This window comes from Mycobacterium sp. (assembly GCF_032161845.1).
Lineage (GTDB): Bacteria > Actinomycetota > Actinomycetes > Mycobacteriales > Mycobacteriaceae > Mycobacterium.
Map to the genome: position 1 here is coordinate 1 of NZ_JAVRQA010000548.1, position 14740 is coordinate 14740.

General features: G+C 66.7%; 13 protein-coding genes. 9 read left to right on the forward strand and 4 right to left on the reverse strand.

Annotation, left to right across the window (positions count from 1 at the left end; genetic code table 11):
- Nucleotides 1-1013 (reverse strand): phytanoyl-CoA dioxygenase family protein (locus QOD90_RS30540; RefSeq protein ID WP_526356180.1); only part of this gene is annotated, 1013 nt, incomplete at its 3' end.
- 158 nt (nt 1014-1171) lie between these two features.
- On the opposite strand from QOD90_RS30540, the gene QOD90_RS30545 reads away from it, so the two are divergent.
- From QOD90_RS30545 to QOD90_RS30575, 7 genes are all read left to right on the forward strand, one after another.
- The gene (locus QOD90_RS30545; protein ID WP_526356182.1) at nt 1172-2185 is read left to right on the forward strand and encodes a LacI family DNA-binding transcriptional regulator; all 1014 of its coding nucleotides are present in this window, start codon (nt 1172-1174) and stop codon (nt 2183-2185) included.
- A 114-nt stretch (nt 2186-2299) separates the two neighbouring features.
- The gene (locus QOD90_RS30550) at nt 2300-3124 is read left to right on the forward strand and encodes a PfkB family carbohydrate kinase (RefSeq protein WP_526356202.1); all 825 of its coding nucleotides are present in this window, start codon (nt 2300-2302) and stop codon (nt 3122-3124) included.
- 356 nt (nt 3125-3480) lie between these two features.
- The gene (locus QOD90_RS30555) at nt 3481-5424 is read left to right on the forward strand and encodes a 2-oxoacid:acceptor oxidoreductase subunit alpha (RefSeq protein ID WP_526356184.1); all 1944 of its coding nucleotides are present in this window, start codon (nt 3481-3483) and stop codon (nt 5422-5424) included.
- A 28-nt stretch (nt 5425-5452) separates the two neighbouring features.
- The gene (locus QOD90_RS30560; protein ID WP_526356186.1) at nt 5453-6529 is read left to right on the forward strand and encodes a thiamine pyrophosphate-dependent enzyme; all 1077 of its coding nucleotides are present in this window, start codon (nt 5453-5455) and stop codon (nt 6527-6529) included.
- Between the two features lie 13 nt (nt 6530-6542).
- Complete coding sequence (mobA, locus tag QOD90_RS30565) at nt 6543-7136, forward strand: molybdenum cofactor guanylyltransferase (protein ID WP_526356188.1); 594 nt, start codon at nt 6543-6545, stop codon at nt 7134-7136.
- A 1033-nt stretch (nt 7137-8169) separates the two neighbouring features.
- Entirely contained in the window at nt 8170-8496 is a 327-nt protein-coding gene (locus tag QOD90_RS30570; RefSeq protein ID WP_526356190.1) for a transglycosylase family protein, read from the forward strand.
- Nucleotides 8497-8743: 247 nt separating this feature from the next.
- The gene (locus QOD90_RS30575) at nt 8744-9232 is read left to right on the forward strand and encodes a transglycosylase family protein (protein ID WP_526356204.1); all 489 of its coding nucleotides are present in this window, start codon (nt 8744-8746) and stop codon (nt 9230-9232) included.
- On the opposite strand, the gene QOD90_RS30580 is transcribed toward QOD90_RS30575, so the two are convergent.
- Genes QOD90_RS30580 through QOD90_RS30590 form a run of 3 tightly spaced genes read right to left on the reverse strand, consistent with a single transcriptional unit; the run spans nt 9183 to nt 11326 of the window.
- Nucleotides 9183-10376, reverse strand: a complete 1194-nt coding sequence (locus QOD90_RS30580) for an FAD-dependent oxidoreductase (protein WP_526356192.1) — start codon at nt 10374-10376, stop codon at nt 9183-9185. The two genes, QOD90_RS30575 and QOD90_RS30580, sit on opposite strands and share 50 nt — an antisense overlap.
- A gap of 24 nt (nt 10377-10400) precedes the next feature.
- Nucleotides 10401-10940 (reverse strand): PaaI family thioesterase, encoded by a 540-nt coding sequence (locus QOD90_RS30585; RefSeq protein WP_526356194.1) that lies wholly within the window; start codon nt 10938-10940, stop codon nt 10401-10403.
- A complete protein-coding gene (locus QOD90_RS30590) occupies nt 10937-11326 on the reverse strand; it encodes a winged helix-turn-helix transcriptional regulator (protein ID WP_526356196.1) in 390 nt (129 codons plus the stop codon). Before QOD90_RS30590 ends, QOD90_RS30585 begins: the two co-directional genes overlap by 4 nt.
- 107 nt (nt 11327-11433) lie before the next feature.
- On the opposite strand from QOD90_RS30590, the gene QOD90_RS30595 reads away from it, so the two are divergent.
- Both QOD90_RS30595 and QOD90_RS30600 read left to right on the forward strand, forming a co-directional pair.
- Complete coding sequence (locus QOD90_RS30595) at nt 11434-13440, forward strand: S9 family peptidase (RefSeq protein ID WP_526356198.1); 2007 nt, start codon at nt 11434-11436, stop codon at nt 13438-13440.
- 20 nt (nt 13441-13460) lie between these two features.
- Nucleotides 13461-14714, forward strand: a complete 1254-nt coding sequence (locus tag QOD90_RS30600) for a saccharopine dehydrogenase family protein (RefSeq protein ID WP_526356200.1) — start codon at nt 13461-13463, stop codon at nt 14712-14714.
- Nucleotides 14715-14740: the final 26 nt, after the last annotated feature.

The following is a 14740-nucleotide window of genomic DNA, read 5'->3' on the forward strand; positions in this document are numbered from 1 at the left end:
GCGTAGCCCTCGGCCGTCGCGTTCACTGCGTTTCGGATCTCGCGGTCCGAGCGGCCGGCGGCCTGCATCGCCAGGAGGGCGGGGTAGGTGGCTCGCACCATCGCGGTCCGATCCAGCGACTCCATCGCGCGCCCGAACGGTGAGGAGATCTGCAACAGGTTGGCCATCCGGCGAATGTCCGTCGAGGTGTTCGCGCCCGCCCCGTGGAAGAGTGCGGGGTTGAAGAACGCGGCGTCGCCCTTGCGCAGCGGTACCTGCACCTGATGGGCCGCGAAGTAGTCGATGAACTCCTGGCGGTAGAACGCGAGGTAACCGCCCGCGAACTTCTGCGAGTGCGGCAGCAGCATCGTCGGCCCGCTCTCCAGTGGCATGTCGCAATGCGCCACGGCACCCTGCAGCGTCAACGCCGCCGACATGCGGTGCAGGTGGGCGGGGTATGCGGCCAGGTGCTCGGCGTCGACGAACCCAAGGTGATAGTCCCGGTGCGGAACCTGTTGGGCGCCACCGGGATTGATGACGTTGACCTGCGAGGTGACCTGATAGCGCGGGCCGAGCCAGGCCTCCGACACCAGGGCGAGCGCGTCGTTGGCGTAATAATCGGCGAACACCTCGGGGGCGTGCAGGGCCAGCTTCTGTGCGGCGTTCCACACCCGGTCATTGGCACCGGCCTTGCCGAAGTGGTCACCGGCGGCGTCGCCCGCGTCGCGCTGCGCGTCGATGATCGCGGTGAACGCGGCGCTGGCGCGATCGACCGCGTCGAGTCCGAAGGCGCCCTCGAACACCACGACTCCTGGTCCGTCGGCGAGTGCGTGAATCAACTCGGTCTGCAGCGCGCGACGGTCGGCGTTGGCGACCGTCTGCGAGGAGTAGACGAGGACACCCCGCCGGACGTCGCTGGCGAGCGGGTAGTCGCCCGCATCGGTGCCGGCGGACACCAGCGCGTCGAAGTCCGCGAGCTCGCAGTCGGCGGCTTCGATCCACGCCCTGCGCGTAGTGGTGAGTGGAGCGGTCATGGCCGTTAGTCTTGTTGTGACTCGCACCGCAATCAACACCAAAAACCAATCAAAAAACCGTCAGCCGATCGGCGCGAGCAGACAGAAAAGGCCCTCTTTGGCGGCGTTTCAGGGCCTTTTGCGTCTGCTCGCGCAGGGATACCTGCCCGGGGAGTCACATGCCGCATCGATACAAGGTCCGCGAGATCGCCCAGCAGTCGGGGCTGAGCGAGGCGACCGTCGACCGCGTCCTCAACGACCGCCCCGGCGTGCGGGAGAACACCCGCGCCGAAGTCGCCCAGGCCATCGCCGACCTGGACAAGCAGCGCGCCCAACTGCGACTCAACGGTCGCCGCTTCCTGATCGACGTGGTGATGCAGACCCCACAGCGATTCTCCGACGCCTTCCGCGCCGCGATCGAAGCCGAGCTGCCCGCGTTCGCGCCGGCGATGCTGCGCGCCCGCTTCCACCTCTGGGAATCGGGGTCGACGGCGCAGATGGTCGACATGCTTGCCAAAATCCGCGGCAGTCACGGCGTCATCCTCAAGGCGCAGGACGAGCCGGCTGTCGCCGAGGCCGTCGACCGACTCGTCGGCGCAGGCGTTCCCGTGGTGACCTACACGACCGACGTGCCGAACAGCGCCCGGTGCGCGTACGTCGGCATCGACAATCACGGTGCCGGTGTCACCGCCGCGTACCTGATGGACCAGTGGCTGGGCACCGCGCCGTCGGGTGTCCTCATCACGGTCAGCCGCACGGCCTTCCGCGGCGAGGGCGAACGCGAGGTCGGCTTTCGCTCGGCGCTGCGAGCTTCCGGTCGCCCCGCTCGAGATCTCGTCGAGGTCGGTGACAGCGACGGCATCGACGCCACCAACGAGCGTTTGGTGCTCGACGCGCTCGAGCGACACCCTTCGGTGGAGGCCGTCTACTCACCGGGCGGCGGGAACACCGCGACCGTCGCCGCCTTCGAGAAGATTGGCAGAGCCTGCAGAGTCTTCATCGCCCACGACCTCGATGCCGACAACCGCATGCTCCTGCGTGACGGCAGGATCTCAGTGGTCCTGCACAACGATCTGCGCGCTGACGCCCGGCTGGCCATGCGTCAGCTCCTGCAGCACCACGGTGCCCTGCCCGCCGAGCCGGTGCGGCCAACGCCGATCCAGGTGATCACCCCCTACAACCTGCCCGGCTGAGCGTCGGAGTAGTCGATTCGCAGCGTTCCCAGATACCATTTCGCCTCACGGCGACGTCAGTGCGCCGACTGAGAGCAGGAGATTCGAACGGTGCGGCCACAGCTCGTCAACGGCGTGACCGTCCTCGGCAACCTCGCAATCGACCTCATCGACGGTGCGCCGCCCAGCCCGGGTGGCTGCGCATCGTTCGCAGGCGTGGCCTTGGAGCACGCCGGCGGAACCGGCCAGATCGTGGCGATGGGCGCGCGTGAGGATCACCAGCTGTTCAGCGGCGTCCTCGACCGGTTCGGATCGCTCGTCCGCATCATCGACTCGGACCGGACGGCAGGTTTCCGTCTCGACTACGTCGACGTCGACCATCGCGCGATGTCCGTCACGGCGCTCGGACCCATCTGGGGCACCGCGGAAATCGAAACCGCGAACCCCGAGACCACGTGGGTGCACCTCGCCCCGCTGCTGCGGGCGGACTTCCCCGAAGCCACGTTGGCGCTGCTGGCCGAACGCGGCCACCGCGTCGCCTACGACGGCCAGGGTCTCGTCCGCGCGGACCGGGTCGGCCCGCTGGCGGTGGACCGCGACTACCCGCACGACCTGCTCCGCGACATCAGCGTTCTCAAATTGGCGGAGGACGAGGCCGTGATCGTCGCCGACGGCGAGTTCGACGCGACGACTGCTGAGCGACTCGGCGTGCCGGAGATCCTGGTGACCCTCGGGTCGGAGGGCTGCGACATCTACACCGACGGTGACGTCATCCGGGTACCCGCGGCGTGGCGGGTCACCGGCGTGCAGGCGACGGGCGCAGGCGACATGTTCACGGCCTGCTACGTCGCCAACCGTGCTGCGGACGCTGGCCCGGTGACGGCGGCGGAACGGGCCAGCGAACTCGTCGCCCGCGAGCTCGAAAAGCGACTGAAGGTTCCGTCTCCCGACAGGGTGTAGCCCCAGCTCCCGGCAGGAAAGTCGACACCCGTCAAGTTTGATCGAATTTCGCTAGCCCGTCGGCTACTGACGGGTAGCTTCGTTCTTAGGAATTGCCCACCGCTCAACGTGATGAAGACCACAAAATCGCTGCTCGCGGTCCGGCTTCGCGCCACTGAACAGCACATTTCCGTGCGCGTGACGTGCAGCAGCAGCGGCGGTCCGGTAAAGCCCAGCCTAAGAGCAGTGCAATAATCGGTACTGCCAGTGACAGATAAAAGCAGAGGTTGACGTCATCCCGGCGGCGCGGGCGCGAAAGCGACCTACCTAGCGACACGGAATCGCCTCAACCTCGTGAAGTGGGAAAGGCGGGGGTCGTGACTTTGAGCGGCAGCGAAGCCGGTACGAACTCCTCCTCTCGGCAGAAGCTCGAGAAGGTCGTCATCCGCTTCGCGGGCGACTCCGGCGATGGTATGCAGCTGACGGGTGACAGGTTCACCACCGAGGCCGCACTCTTCGGCAATGACCTTGCGACACAGCCGAATTACCCTGCCGAGATCCGCGCACCACAGGGCACGCTGCCCGGTGTCTCCTCATTCCAGATCCAGATCGCCGACTTCGACATCCTCACCGCCGGTGACCGCCCCGACGTCCTCGTCGCCATGAACCCGGCCGCGCTGAAGGCCAACGTCGGCGATCTCCCACGCGGCGGTCTGGTGATCGCCAACTCCGACGAGTTCACCAAGCGCAACCTGGCCAAGGTCGGCTACGAGGCCAACCCGCTCGAGAGCGACGAGCTGTCCGACTACATCGTTCAGGCCGTTCCCATGACGACGCTGACGCTGGGCGCCGTCGAACAGATCGGCGCATCCAAGAAGGACGGCTCGCGAGCCAAGAACATGTTCGCCCTCGGTCTGCTGTCGTGGATGTACAACCGCGAGCTGGAGGCCAGCGAGGCGTTCATCCGCGAGAAGTTCGCCCGCAAGCCCGAGATCGCCGAGGCCAACGTCCTCGCGCTCAAGGCCGGCTGGTACTTCGGCGAGACCACCGAGGCGTTCGCCACCACCTACGAGGTGTCGCCCGCCAAGCTGAAGTCCGGCGAATACCGCCAAATCTCCGGTAACACCGCGCTGGCGTACGGCATCGTCGTGGCGGGTCAGCTGGCCAACACCCAGGTGATGCTCGGTAGCTACCCGATCACCCCCGCCTCGGACATCCTGCACGAGCTGTCCAAGCACAAGAACTTCAACGTCCTGACCTTCCAGGCGGAGGACGAGATCGCGGGCATCGGCGCCGCGCTCGGGGCGTCCTACGGTGGCGCGCTCGGAGTGACCAGCACCTCGGGTCCCGGCGTGGCACTCAAGGCGGAGGCCATCGGCCTCGGCGTGATGGCCGAGCTTCCGCTGCTGGTCGTCGATGTCCAGCGCGGTGGCCCCTCGACGGGTCTGCCGACCAAGACCGAACAGGCCGACCTCATGCAGGCGCTCTACGGTCGCAACGGTGAATCGCCGGTCGCGGTGCTCGCCCCGCAGTCCCCATCGGACTGCTTCGAGATCGCGGTCGAGGCGGCCCGGATCGCACTGACGTACCGCACCCCGGTCATCCTGCTGTCGGACGGTGCGATCGCCAACGGCTCCGAGCCATGGCGCATCCCGGACGTCACCACCTTCGAGGCGATCGACCACACCTTCGCCAAGCCCGATGAGCCCTTCCAGCCCTATGCCCGTGATCCCGAGACGCTGGCGCGCCAGTTCGCCGTCCCCGGCACCCCCGGCCTCGAGCACCGCATCGGTGGACTCGAGTCGGCCAACGGTTCGGGCAACATCTCCTACGAGCCAAAGAACCACGATCTGATGGTCCGCCTGCGCCAGGCCAAGATCGACGGCATCACCGTTCCCGATCTGGTCGTCGACGACCCGAGTGGCGAGGCGGAATTGCTGATCGTGGGATGGGGCAGTTCCTACGGGCCCATCGGCGAGGCGTGCCGTCGGGCTCGGCGCAACGGCGTCAAGGTCGCCCACGCGCATGTTCGTCACCTGAACCCGTTGCCAGGCAATCTCGGCGACGTTCTGCGCAGCTACCCAAACGTGGTTCTCCCCGAAATGAACCTGGGGCAGCTCGCTCTACTGCTGCGCGGCAGGTTCCTCGTCGACATCCAGTCGGTGACGAAGGTGGAAGGCATGGCGTTCCTCGCCGAGGAGGTGGAGGGCATCATCGATTCGGCCCTCGACGGAACGCTTCGCGAAAAGGAAAGTGACAAGGCCAAGTTCGCCCGGTTGGCGGCAGCCACCGTGGAGACTGGCATAGGAGCAGACGCATGACTGACGAGCGCTTGCGCGAGGAAACGAAATGACTGACTTGATCGGCTCGGACCTGGGACTGACGGCCCTCACCAAGATCAGCGGCGTGCCGACGACCGACGAGCCGCAGAAGGCCAAGGACTTCGCCAGCGACCAAGAGGTGCGCTGGTGCCCGGGTTGCGGTGACTACGTCATCCTCAACACCATTCGCAGCTTCCTGCCCGAGCTCGGGCTCAAGCGCGAGAACATGGTGTTCGTCAGCGGCATCGGCTGCTCCAGCCGGTTCCCGTACTACCTCGAGACCTACGGCCTGCATTCCATCCACGGCCGTGCCCCGACCTTCGCGACCGGTTTGGCGCTGGCCCGCGACGACCTGTCGGTCTGGGTGGTCACGGGCGACGGTGACGCGCTGTCCATCGGCGGTAACCACCTCATCCACGCGCTGCGCCGGAACGTGAACATCACGATCCTGCTGTTCAACAACCGCATCTACGGTCTGACTAAGGGCCAGTACTCACCGACGTCCGAGGTCGGCAAAGTCACCAAGACCTCGCCCATGGGCTCGTTGGACTACCCGTTCAACCCGGTGTCGCTGGCGCTGGGTGCGGAGGCCACGTTCGTCGGTCGGGCGCTGGACTCGGACAAGAAGGGCCTGACCGAAGTGCTGCGCGCTGCGGCCAGCCACCGTGGCGCCGCGCTCGTCGAGATCATGCAGGATTGCCCGATCTTCAACGACGGCTCGTTCGACGCACTCCGCAAGGAGGGGTCCGAAGACCGGCTGGTCAACGTTTCGCACGGACAGCCGATCACGTTCGGCACCGATGGCGCGTACTGCGTGGTGAAGTCGGGCTACGGACTCGAGGTTGCCAAGACTGCGGACGTTTCGGTCGACGAGATCGTGGTGCACGACGCCACCATCGAGGATCCTGCCTACGCGTTCGCGCTGTCGCGACTTTCCGAGCAGAACCTCGAGCACACCGTCATGGGCATCTTCCGTCAGGTGAACCGGCCGACGTACGACGAGATGGCACGCAATCAGGTCACCTCTGCGATGGAATCCAAGCCCCGCGACGCCGCCGCTCTGCAATCCTTGCTTCGTGGCAAGGACACTTGGAACGTCGAATAGCACCGAGGTCGTCGTGACCTCAGCCGCTCCGCTCGCGGAGGCAGGATTGCGCGCTCCGCTCGCAGCGATCGTGCTGGCGGGCGGGGCCTCGAGGCGAATGGGCCGCGACAAGGCGACCATGGACTTCTCCGGTCGCACGTTCGTCGAACAAGCGGTGACGACGCTCGCCGCCCGGTGCTCACCGGTCTTCGTGGTGGCGGCGCCCGGTCAGCCGCTGCCCGCGCTCGATGCCGACGTGCTTCGCGACGACGTTCGCGGGGTTGGTCCACTCCTGGCGACGGCCAGGGGACTGCGTGCCGCGGCCGACGCCGGCGTGGAACGCGCCTTCGTCTGTGCCGTCGACATGCCGTACCTGACCGTGGATCTGATCGACCAGCTGGTCGGACCGTCGGTGCGATTGGGGGCCGACGTGGTGCTGCCGTGGGATGGTCGTGACCACTACCTGGCCGGCGTCTACCGGACCGCGCTCGCATCGCGGGCCGAAGAGATGGTGGCTTCCGGCGAGCGCAGCATGCGTGCACTGGTGGATTCCGTCGACACGCAGCGCGTGGTGATGCCCGAACAGCGCTCGCTGACCAATGTGAACGCGCCCGCAGACCTGAGCTAACCGACTCAGCAAATTGTCAATTATGGCGGCAACGGCCGCCTATTTACCGGTTGGCTGACAAATGCGGCATATTAGTGACGCAAGTGACGCGTTATTTGCGCGGCAATGAATGGCGTGAATTTCGTCGGAAATCGAAACTGAGCCCACCCAGGTTCCGTATTACCTTGTGGGGTAACGGATTTGAGCGGTATCCAGGGGCGCCAAGTAGATGAATCTGTGATGGCGCATTCGAAACTTCGGGCGCCTTTGTCGCAGGCGCGAGATTCCGATGCCACCGAGGGCTGGTCCGGATCGGATGGCGTCCAACAGCACGCCGTGGGGGCCTTCTCGAAGGCGTAGTTGCCTCAAGCGAAATTCGTTGCTGGACAACTAAAGTAGACATTCCCGCTCGGAGTCGACCGACCCCATCGCCGTTCTGCCGTCGTCGCCATATGTGCGTAAGTGTCTTGATGGCAACACTTCTCGAGGGGATGGCCGGAGCGGCAAGGTTGGTTGGCACAGCGAAGGATTTGAGCGCTTTTCGGCGGGTTTGGACCAATCATGCTGGTAGAAACCAATTCCCAGTGAAGGATGTGGCGGATGTGGTTGGTAGGTAGTGCGCCAAGTCACAATATGATCGTGATTTGGCTCACGACTACCTGTGGGTGCGGCGGTTGTTGCCGTTCCGTCAATCGCCGCAATGACCTGCACTAACCTCAGCCGCAGCCGCCGTGATCTGTCCGTTATCAAACCGCGACACGCGTTTCGTCTTGTATGACTTTCCTGAGAATCGTTTGTACCTTCCATATGTCTCTATAACCAGAGCAAATAATTTCAAAACCACGAACCTGCGTGTGAGTGGGGCGGCCGCTGGCCCTGGACGTTTCCAGTGCCATGGCTGCCGCTGGGCGTGACGCCCGGCGTGGCATGTCTAGCCGCCCACTGTCGTGCCCGACCGAGACGGCACGACCCACAAACCTCTCGCCTGCCCTGCAGGCACTGACGCCCGCGTATCCGCGGGTGTCGTTGGTGCGCGCTTGCGAAAGGATCGAAGTTGAAGAACATCCGCAAGACGTTTGGCTTGGCCACCATTGCCGGCGCGCTGGCTGTGGCCCCGATGGCGCTCGGCGCCGGTACCGCCAACGCGGACGGCGGCGTGAACTGGGATGCCGTCGCAGCCTGCGAGTCGGGTGGCAACTGGTCGACCGCTACGGGTAACGGCTACTACGGCGGCCTGCAGTTCACGATGAGCACCTGGCACGCCAACGGCGGCAGCGGCTCGCCGCACCAGGCCAGCAAGGACGAGCAGATCCGCGTCGCGAACAACGTGCTGAAGTCGCAAGGTATTCGCGCCTGGCCGGTCTGCGGCAAGCGGGGGTAGGTCCCGCACCAACGGTTTTCAGAGAGCGGCGCTGGGCGACACGCCCGGTGCCGCTTTCTCTTTTGTCCCTCCTACCTCAGCTTTCTCTATTTTCCGTCACGACACGGTAAAGAACTTGAGTTTCTTCTGTAACAGGTGAGGGTAGTCCCACGAAACACCGGATGACCGCGTCAATTAGGCACAGTGCCTCGCATCAACTGGCAGCGGTCCTCGTGTCAAACGGTCGGGGAAGGACCGCAACGTGAAGATCCAGGTTTTTCGCAAGGCGATCACCAGCGGACTCAAGTTCGTCCTGCTCGCCGGTGCCTTCGCGATCGTCGCGATGGCCACGTCGACTGGGATGTCTGCAGGTACCGCGTATGCGGACTCGATGAACTGGGACGCCGTGGCTAAGTGCGAGTCAGGCGGCAACTGGGCGGCCAACACCGGAAACGGTACCTACGGCGGCCTTCAGTTCAAGCCGGCGACGTGGAGCTCCAACGGCGGCGTCGGATCGCCTGCCGCGGCTTCAAGGGCCGAGCAGATCCGCGTCGCCGAGAACGTGCTGGCCAGCCAAGGCCCCGGCGCGTGGCCGAAGTGCGGCGCCCAGGGTGGCGCACCGGCGATCTGGAACGTGTCCTCGATCAGCCCCGCGCCGCCGTCGACGGGTTGCCAAGCCATGCCCACCAGTGGCCTGCTCGGCTTCATCAACCCCCGTCAGATGTGCGCGGCCCTGCTGGGCCCGCTGGCCCGCTGACGGGGAGGACGAAGGCGGAGCGTCCCGCGACCGACGTCAAGTGGCGCGTCAGGATCGCCTCGGGCACCAGAGCCGATGCGCGCATCGCCAGCGCGCCGAGGACGGCAGGCCGCACGTTGACGATCTGGCCCACCAACCTGGATTCGCGGGCCAGCGCCTTGGCCCGCGGCCGTCGGAGCGCGGTGAACCGCGCGAAGGCCGCTGGGAGGTCGTCGGCGTCCCCGACGCAGTGCGCGAGGGTCGCGGCGTCCTCCAACCCCTGACAGCCGCCCTGCCCCAGGTGCGGTCGCATCGGGTGCGCAGCATCACCGACGAGGACGACGGGGCCGCGCGACCATTGCCGTGCCTCGTCGCGGTCGTAGAGGTCGTTGCGCAGGACGTCGGTCGGATCGGTGGCAGCCAGAACGGAAGGAATCGGATCGGCCCACGTGCCGTACTTGGAACGGAGGTAGGACAACTCGGATCCGGGCGATGCGCTGCCCTCGGGTCGACGTTCGGTGCCGAACCAGTAGGTGTGCTCCGGCCCGAGCGGCACGTGGCCGAATTCGGTTCCGGTGCCCACTGTTTCGCCGGCGAGGCTCGGGTCCAATGCGTACTTCGCGACCCCGCGCCACGCTGTATACCCCGCGTAGCGGTGCTGCAGCGCTCCGTTGAGGTGGCGGGCCACCATGGAGCCGACCCCGTCGGCGCCGATCACCGCGGCCGCCCAGTGCGTGGCGCCGTCCGACGACGTGATCCGGACACTACTCGCGGTGACGACGAGTTCGGTTGCAGCCGCGCCGGATTCGATGGTTCCCTCCTCGAGGGCACCGGCCAGCAGGTCCATCAGCACCGAGCGTCGCACCACGACCAACGGCTCGCCAAGCGCCTTGACGATCCGCCCCGGCGACGGATGACGTAGCCAAGAGCCGTCCGACCATCGCATGGCGCCACCGGTCACCCGGCCACCCGACGCTCGGACGGCGTCACCGAGACCGAACTGGTCGAGGGCGGCCAAGGCGTTGGGCCAGATGCTAATTCCCGCGCCGGACGAAGTGTCGACCCGTTCTTCGAGGATCGTCACCTGATGGCCGCGGCGTTGCAGTGCCACCGCGGTTGCCAGCCCGGCGATGCCCGCGCCGATGACGAGGAACCGTTGTCGCACTCGATGAAACTAGCGGGCGAGGGGTCAGAGGTCGAACACCAGCAGGGTGCTCGACGCCGTCGCGACCACGGCTCCGGCGGCATCTGTGACGACGGCCTCGGTGAAGCCGACCCGCGACCCGGCCTTGATGACGGTGCCGGTCGCAGTGAGCAGCCCGCTGGAAGCGCGAACACCCTTCAGGTAGTTCACCTTGATCTCGATCGACGTGTAGCCCTTGCCCTTGGGCAACGCACTGTGCAGTGCACAGCCCGCGACGGAGTCCAGCAGTGTGCAGACCAGCCCACCGTGAACGGCTCCGATCGGGTTGTACGCCGATTCGTCGGGCTGGCAGGTGAAGACGACTCGGCCTGGTTCGGCGGACACCATCGTGAAGTTCATCAGCCCGGCGATCGGGGCCGGCGGCAACGTGCCGTCGATCATGGCCCGCATGTAGTCGATGCCCGGCATCGACAGCCCGGTGGCGGTCGTCGGTGCGGGGTCGTGCCACGTGACGACCTTGGAGCGCCTCTCGCCCCAGCCCGTGCCGTGGGTGTCGGTGCTGGTGTGTTCGAGTTCGGTGGTCACAAAGTCTCCCGGTGTCGATCGATGGTGCGGTAGCCGCGTTTCCGAAGGGGGTCGTCGGAGGCAACGGCGTTATGGCTGCCCCACGCAAGCAGGGCGTCCAGGGTGGGAATGAGGCCGCGACCGGAATCGGTGAGGTGGTACTCGTCGCGACGGGGATGGTCCTGGTACGGCGTGCGGGTGACGACGCCTGCGGATTCGAGGGTCCTGAGTCGGGCGGCGATCCGGTCGCGGGGCGCGCCGGTGCCCGTCACGATCTCGCCGAATCGGTGCGCGCCCATGGCGATCTCGCGGATGACCAGCAGTGCCCACTTCTCGCCGACGACCTCCAGTGCGGCGGCGATGGGGCACGGCCGACCCGGCAGGTCGGCAAGCGGCGTGATCGGCACCAGGTCAGCCTGCCAGGAGTGAGTTTGAAAATCAAACCGTATCGGGAGAACGTCTCCGGTACATTTCCCACGGGCAGCTCTGCGAGGATCGCTGCGAACGGAGAAACATGACCGCTTCCCCCACCCAGTCACCGGATTCGACCCCCTTTACCGACCTCGACGATTTCCTGGCGCTACCCCGGGTGTCCGGCCTGGCCGTCTCACCCGACGGGTCCCGCGCGGTCACCGCGATCACCGAGCTCAACGAGAAGCGCACCGAGTACGTGACCGCCCTGTGGGAACTCGACGTCACCGGCAATCGGCCCGCCCGACGCCTCACCCGCGGCGCCAAGGGGGAGTCGTCGCCGGTGTTCACGGCGGACGGTGACCTGCTCTTCGTCGCCAAACGGGACGTCCCAGGGTCCGACGGTGGTGACGAGCCGACGGCATCGCTGTGGCGTCTTCCCGCGGCCGGCGGTGAGGCCGTCGTCGTCCTCGAACTTTCCGGCGGGGTAGACGCGGTTCATACCGCACGCGACGCGGACGTCACCCTGGTCACCGCGCCGCTGATGCCGTCGGCCACCAACGTCGAGGACGACAAACGCCTCCGCGCGCTGCGCAAGGACAACAAGGTCTCGGCACAGCTGCACACGGGGTATCCGGTCCGCCACTGGGACCACGACATCGGGCCCGCCCAGGCCCATCTGGTCGACGTCACCGGTATTCGCGACCTGACGCCCAACCCCGGCCACGGCCTGCGAGAGGCAGAGGTCGACGTCAGCGCGGACGGTCGGTTCGCCGTGACGTCCTGGGCGGTGGCCGGTCCCGGCGCCTCGCTTCGCAACGTCCTGGTGCGGATCGACGTGGCCACCGGTGAGCGCACGACGATCGCCGACGATCCGCTGGCCGATCTCGGCACCCCGGCGATCTCGCCCGACGGCTCAGGGATGGCGTTCGTGCGCGAGACGCACTCCACCCCGGAGGCGGCTCCACGAATCACGCTGGGCTACCTGAAGTTCGGGGAGTCGTTCGTCGCAGTGGCCGCCGATTGGGACCGATGGCCCACCTCGGTCGCGTGGACGACGGACGGATACTCGCTCATCGTCACCGCCGACGACGCGGGCCGGTGCCCCGTGTTCCTGATCGACCCCGCCGACTCCTCGGTGACGCGCCTGAGCCACGACGACTTCAGCTACACCAACGTGTGCGCCGCACCCGGCGGCGTGGTCTATGCGCTGCGCAGTTCCTACTCGTCGCCGCCGCACCCCGTACGCATCCACTCCGACGGCTCGATCGCCACTCTGCCGTGCGTGGAAATGCCGCCTCTTCCCGGCGAATTGACCGAAGTGATGGCCGTCGCCGACGGCGGTGTCGGCGTGCGGTCGTGGCTGGTGCTTCCCGATGGCGAGGCACCCGCGCCGCTGGTGCTGTGGATTCACGGTGGTCCGCTCGGCAGCTGGAACACCTGGCACTGGCGGTGGAATCCCTGGGTGTTGGCGGCGCGCGGCTACGCGGTGCTGATGCCCGACCCGGCCCTTTCGACGGGCTACGGCCAGGATTTCATCCAACGAGGTTGGGGCGCATGGGGCTTCGCGCCGTACACCGATCTTATGGCTGCCGTCGACGAGGCATGCGCGCATCCGCGGGTCGATCAGACGCGCACCGCGGCGATGGGAGGTTCATTCGGCGGTTACATGGCCAACTGGATCGCGGGCCACACCGATCGCTTCGACGCGATCGTCACCCACGCCAGCCTGTGGGCATTGGACCAGTTCGGGCCGACCACCGATGGCGCCTACTGGTGGGCTCGCGAGATGACGACGCAGATGGCCGAACAGAACTCGCCGCATCGAACCGTCAAGGAGATCGCCACCCCAACGCTCGTCATCCACGGCGATAAGGACTACCGCGTTCCCATCGGCGAGGGCTTGCGACTCTGGTTCGAACTGCTGACGCAGTCGGCGCTCCCCGCCGCCGATGACGGCAGCAGCCCGCACCGGTTTCTGTACTTCCCGACCGAGGGCCACTGGGTGCTCGCGCCGCAGCACGCCAAGATCTGGTACCAGGTGGTCTTGGCGTTTCTGGGCCACCATCTGCTCGGCGAGGACGAGGAGCTTCCGGAAATGCTCGGGTGAGGCACCGGTAGCTTGGGACCATGACCGCAGCGCAGCGTGAATTCGACATCGTGCTCTACGGGGCGACCGGGTTCGTCGGCAAACTGACCGCTCAGTATCTCGCCAACGCGGGCGGCCCGGCGCGCGTCGCCCTCGCCGGACGATCGACACAGAAGCTGCTTGCGGTGCGCGAGTCGTTGGGAGCGGCCGCCGGGTCTTGGCCATTGATAGAGGCCGACGCGGCGTCGCCGTCGACGCTCAACGACATGGCGGCCCGCACCCAGGTCGTCGTCAGCACCGTCGGCCCCTACACCAAGTACGGGATACCGCTGGTGGCCGCGTGTGCGGCAGCTGGCACCGATTATGCAGACCTCACCGGCGAGACGATGTTCATCCGCGAGAGCATCGACCTGTTCCACAAGGAGGCGGCCGACAACGGCGCCCGCATCGTCCATTCCTGCGGATTCGACTCCATCCCTTCGGATCTCACCGTGTACGCGCTCTACCGGCGGGCGCTCGCCGACGGCGCTGGTGAACTGGGCGAGACCAACTTCGTTCTTCGCGGTTTCGCCGGCGGCGTGTCCGGTGGCACCGCCGCCTCGATGGTGGAGGTCATGCAGACCTCGTCGACCGACCCCGAGGCGCGGCGGGCGATGAACGACCCCTACACGCTGACGACGGACCGCGGCGCCGAACCCGAGTTCGGCCACCAGTCCGACACCCCGTGGCGCCGCGGCCGTGACATCGCCCCCGAACTCGACGGCGTCTGGACCGGTGCGTTCGCGATGGGCGCGCCGAACGCGCGGATCGTGCGGCGCAGCAACGCGTTGCTCGATTGGTCCTACGGCCGCAGTTTTCGCTACTCGGAGAACATGAGTGTTGGGTCGTCGGTGGTGGCGCCCGTCGCGGCGGCGCTGGGCACCGCTGCCAATGCCGCGGTACTCGGCCTCGGCAGCCGGTACTTCGACAAGTTGCCCCGCGGCTTGGTCGAGCGCGTGCTACCCAAGCCGGGAACGGGCCCGAGTGAACGTGCCCGCGACAACGGCCACTATCGGGTCGAGACGTACACGACGACGTCCAGCGGCGCCCGATACCGGGCGACGATGGCGCAGCAGGGCGATCCCGGATACAAGGCGACGTCGGTGTTGTTGGGCGAGGCCGGGCTTGCGCTCGCCTTCGATCGCGACGCCCTCTCCGATCTCCGCGGCGTGCTCACACCCGCGGCGTCCATGGGCGACGCGCTGCTCGCCCGGTTTCCCGCGGCGGGGGTCACGATGGAGACCGAACGCCTGTAACCAGAGTTCGGTGGGGCTAGTGTCGC

Coding starts and splice junctions, on each gene's coding strand:
- QOD90_RS30600 (WP_526356200.1), top strand. CDS start 13,461: ATGACCGCAGCGCAGCGTGAATTCGACATCGTGCTCTACGGGGCGACC.
- QOD90_RS30545 (WP_526356182.1), top strand. CDS start 1,172: ATGCCGCATCGATACAAGGTCCGCGAGATCGCCCAGCAGTCGGGGCTG.
- QOD90_RS30560 (WP_526356186.1), top strand. CDS start 5,453: ATGACTGACTTGATCGGCTCGGACCTGGGACTGACGGCCCTCACCAAG.
- QOD90_RS30595 (WP_526356198.1), top strand. CDS start 11,434: ATGACCGCTTCCCCCACCCAGTCACCGGATTCGACCCCCTTTACCGAC.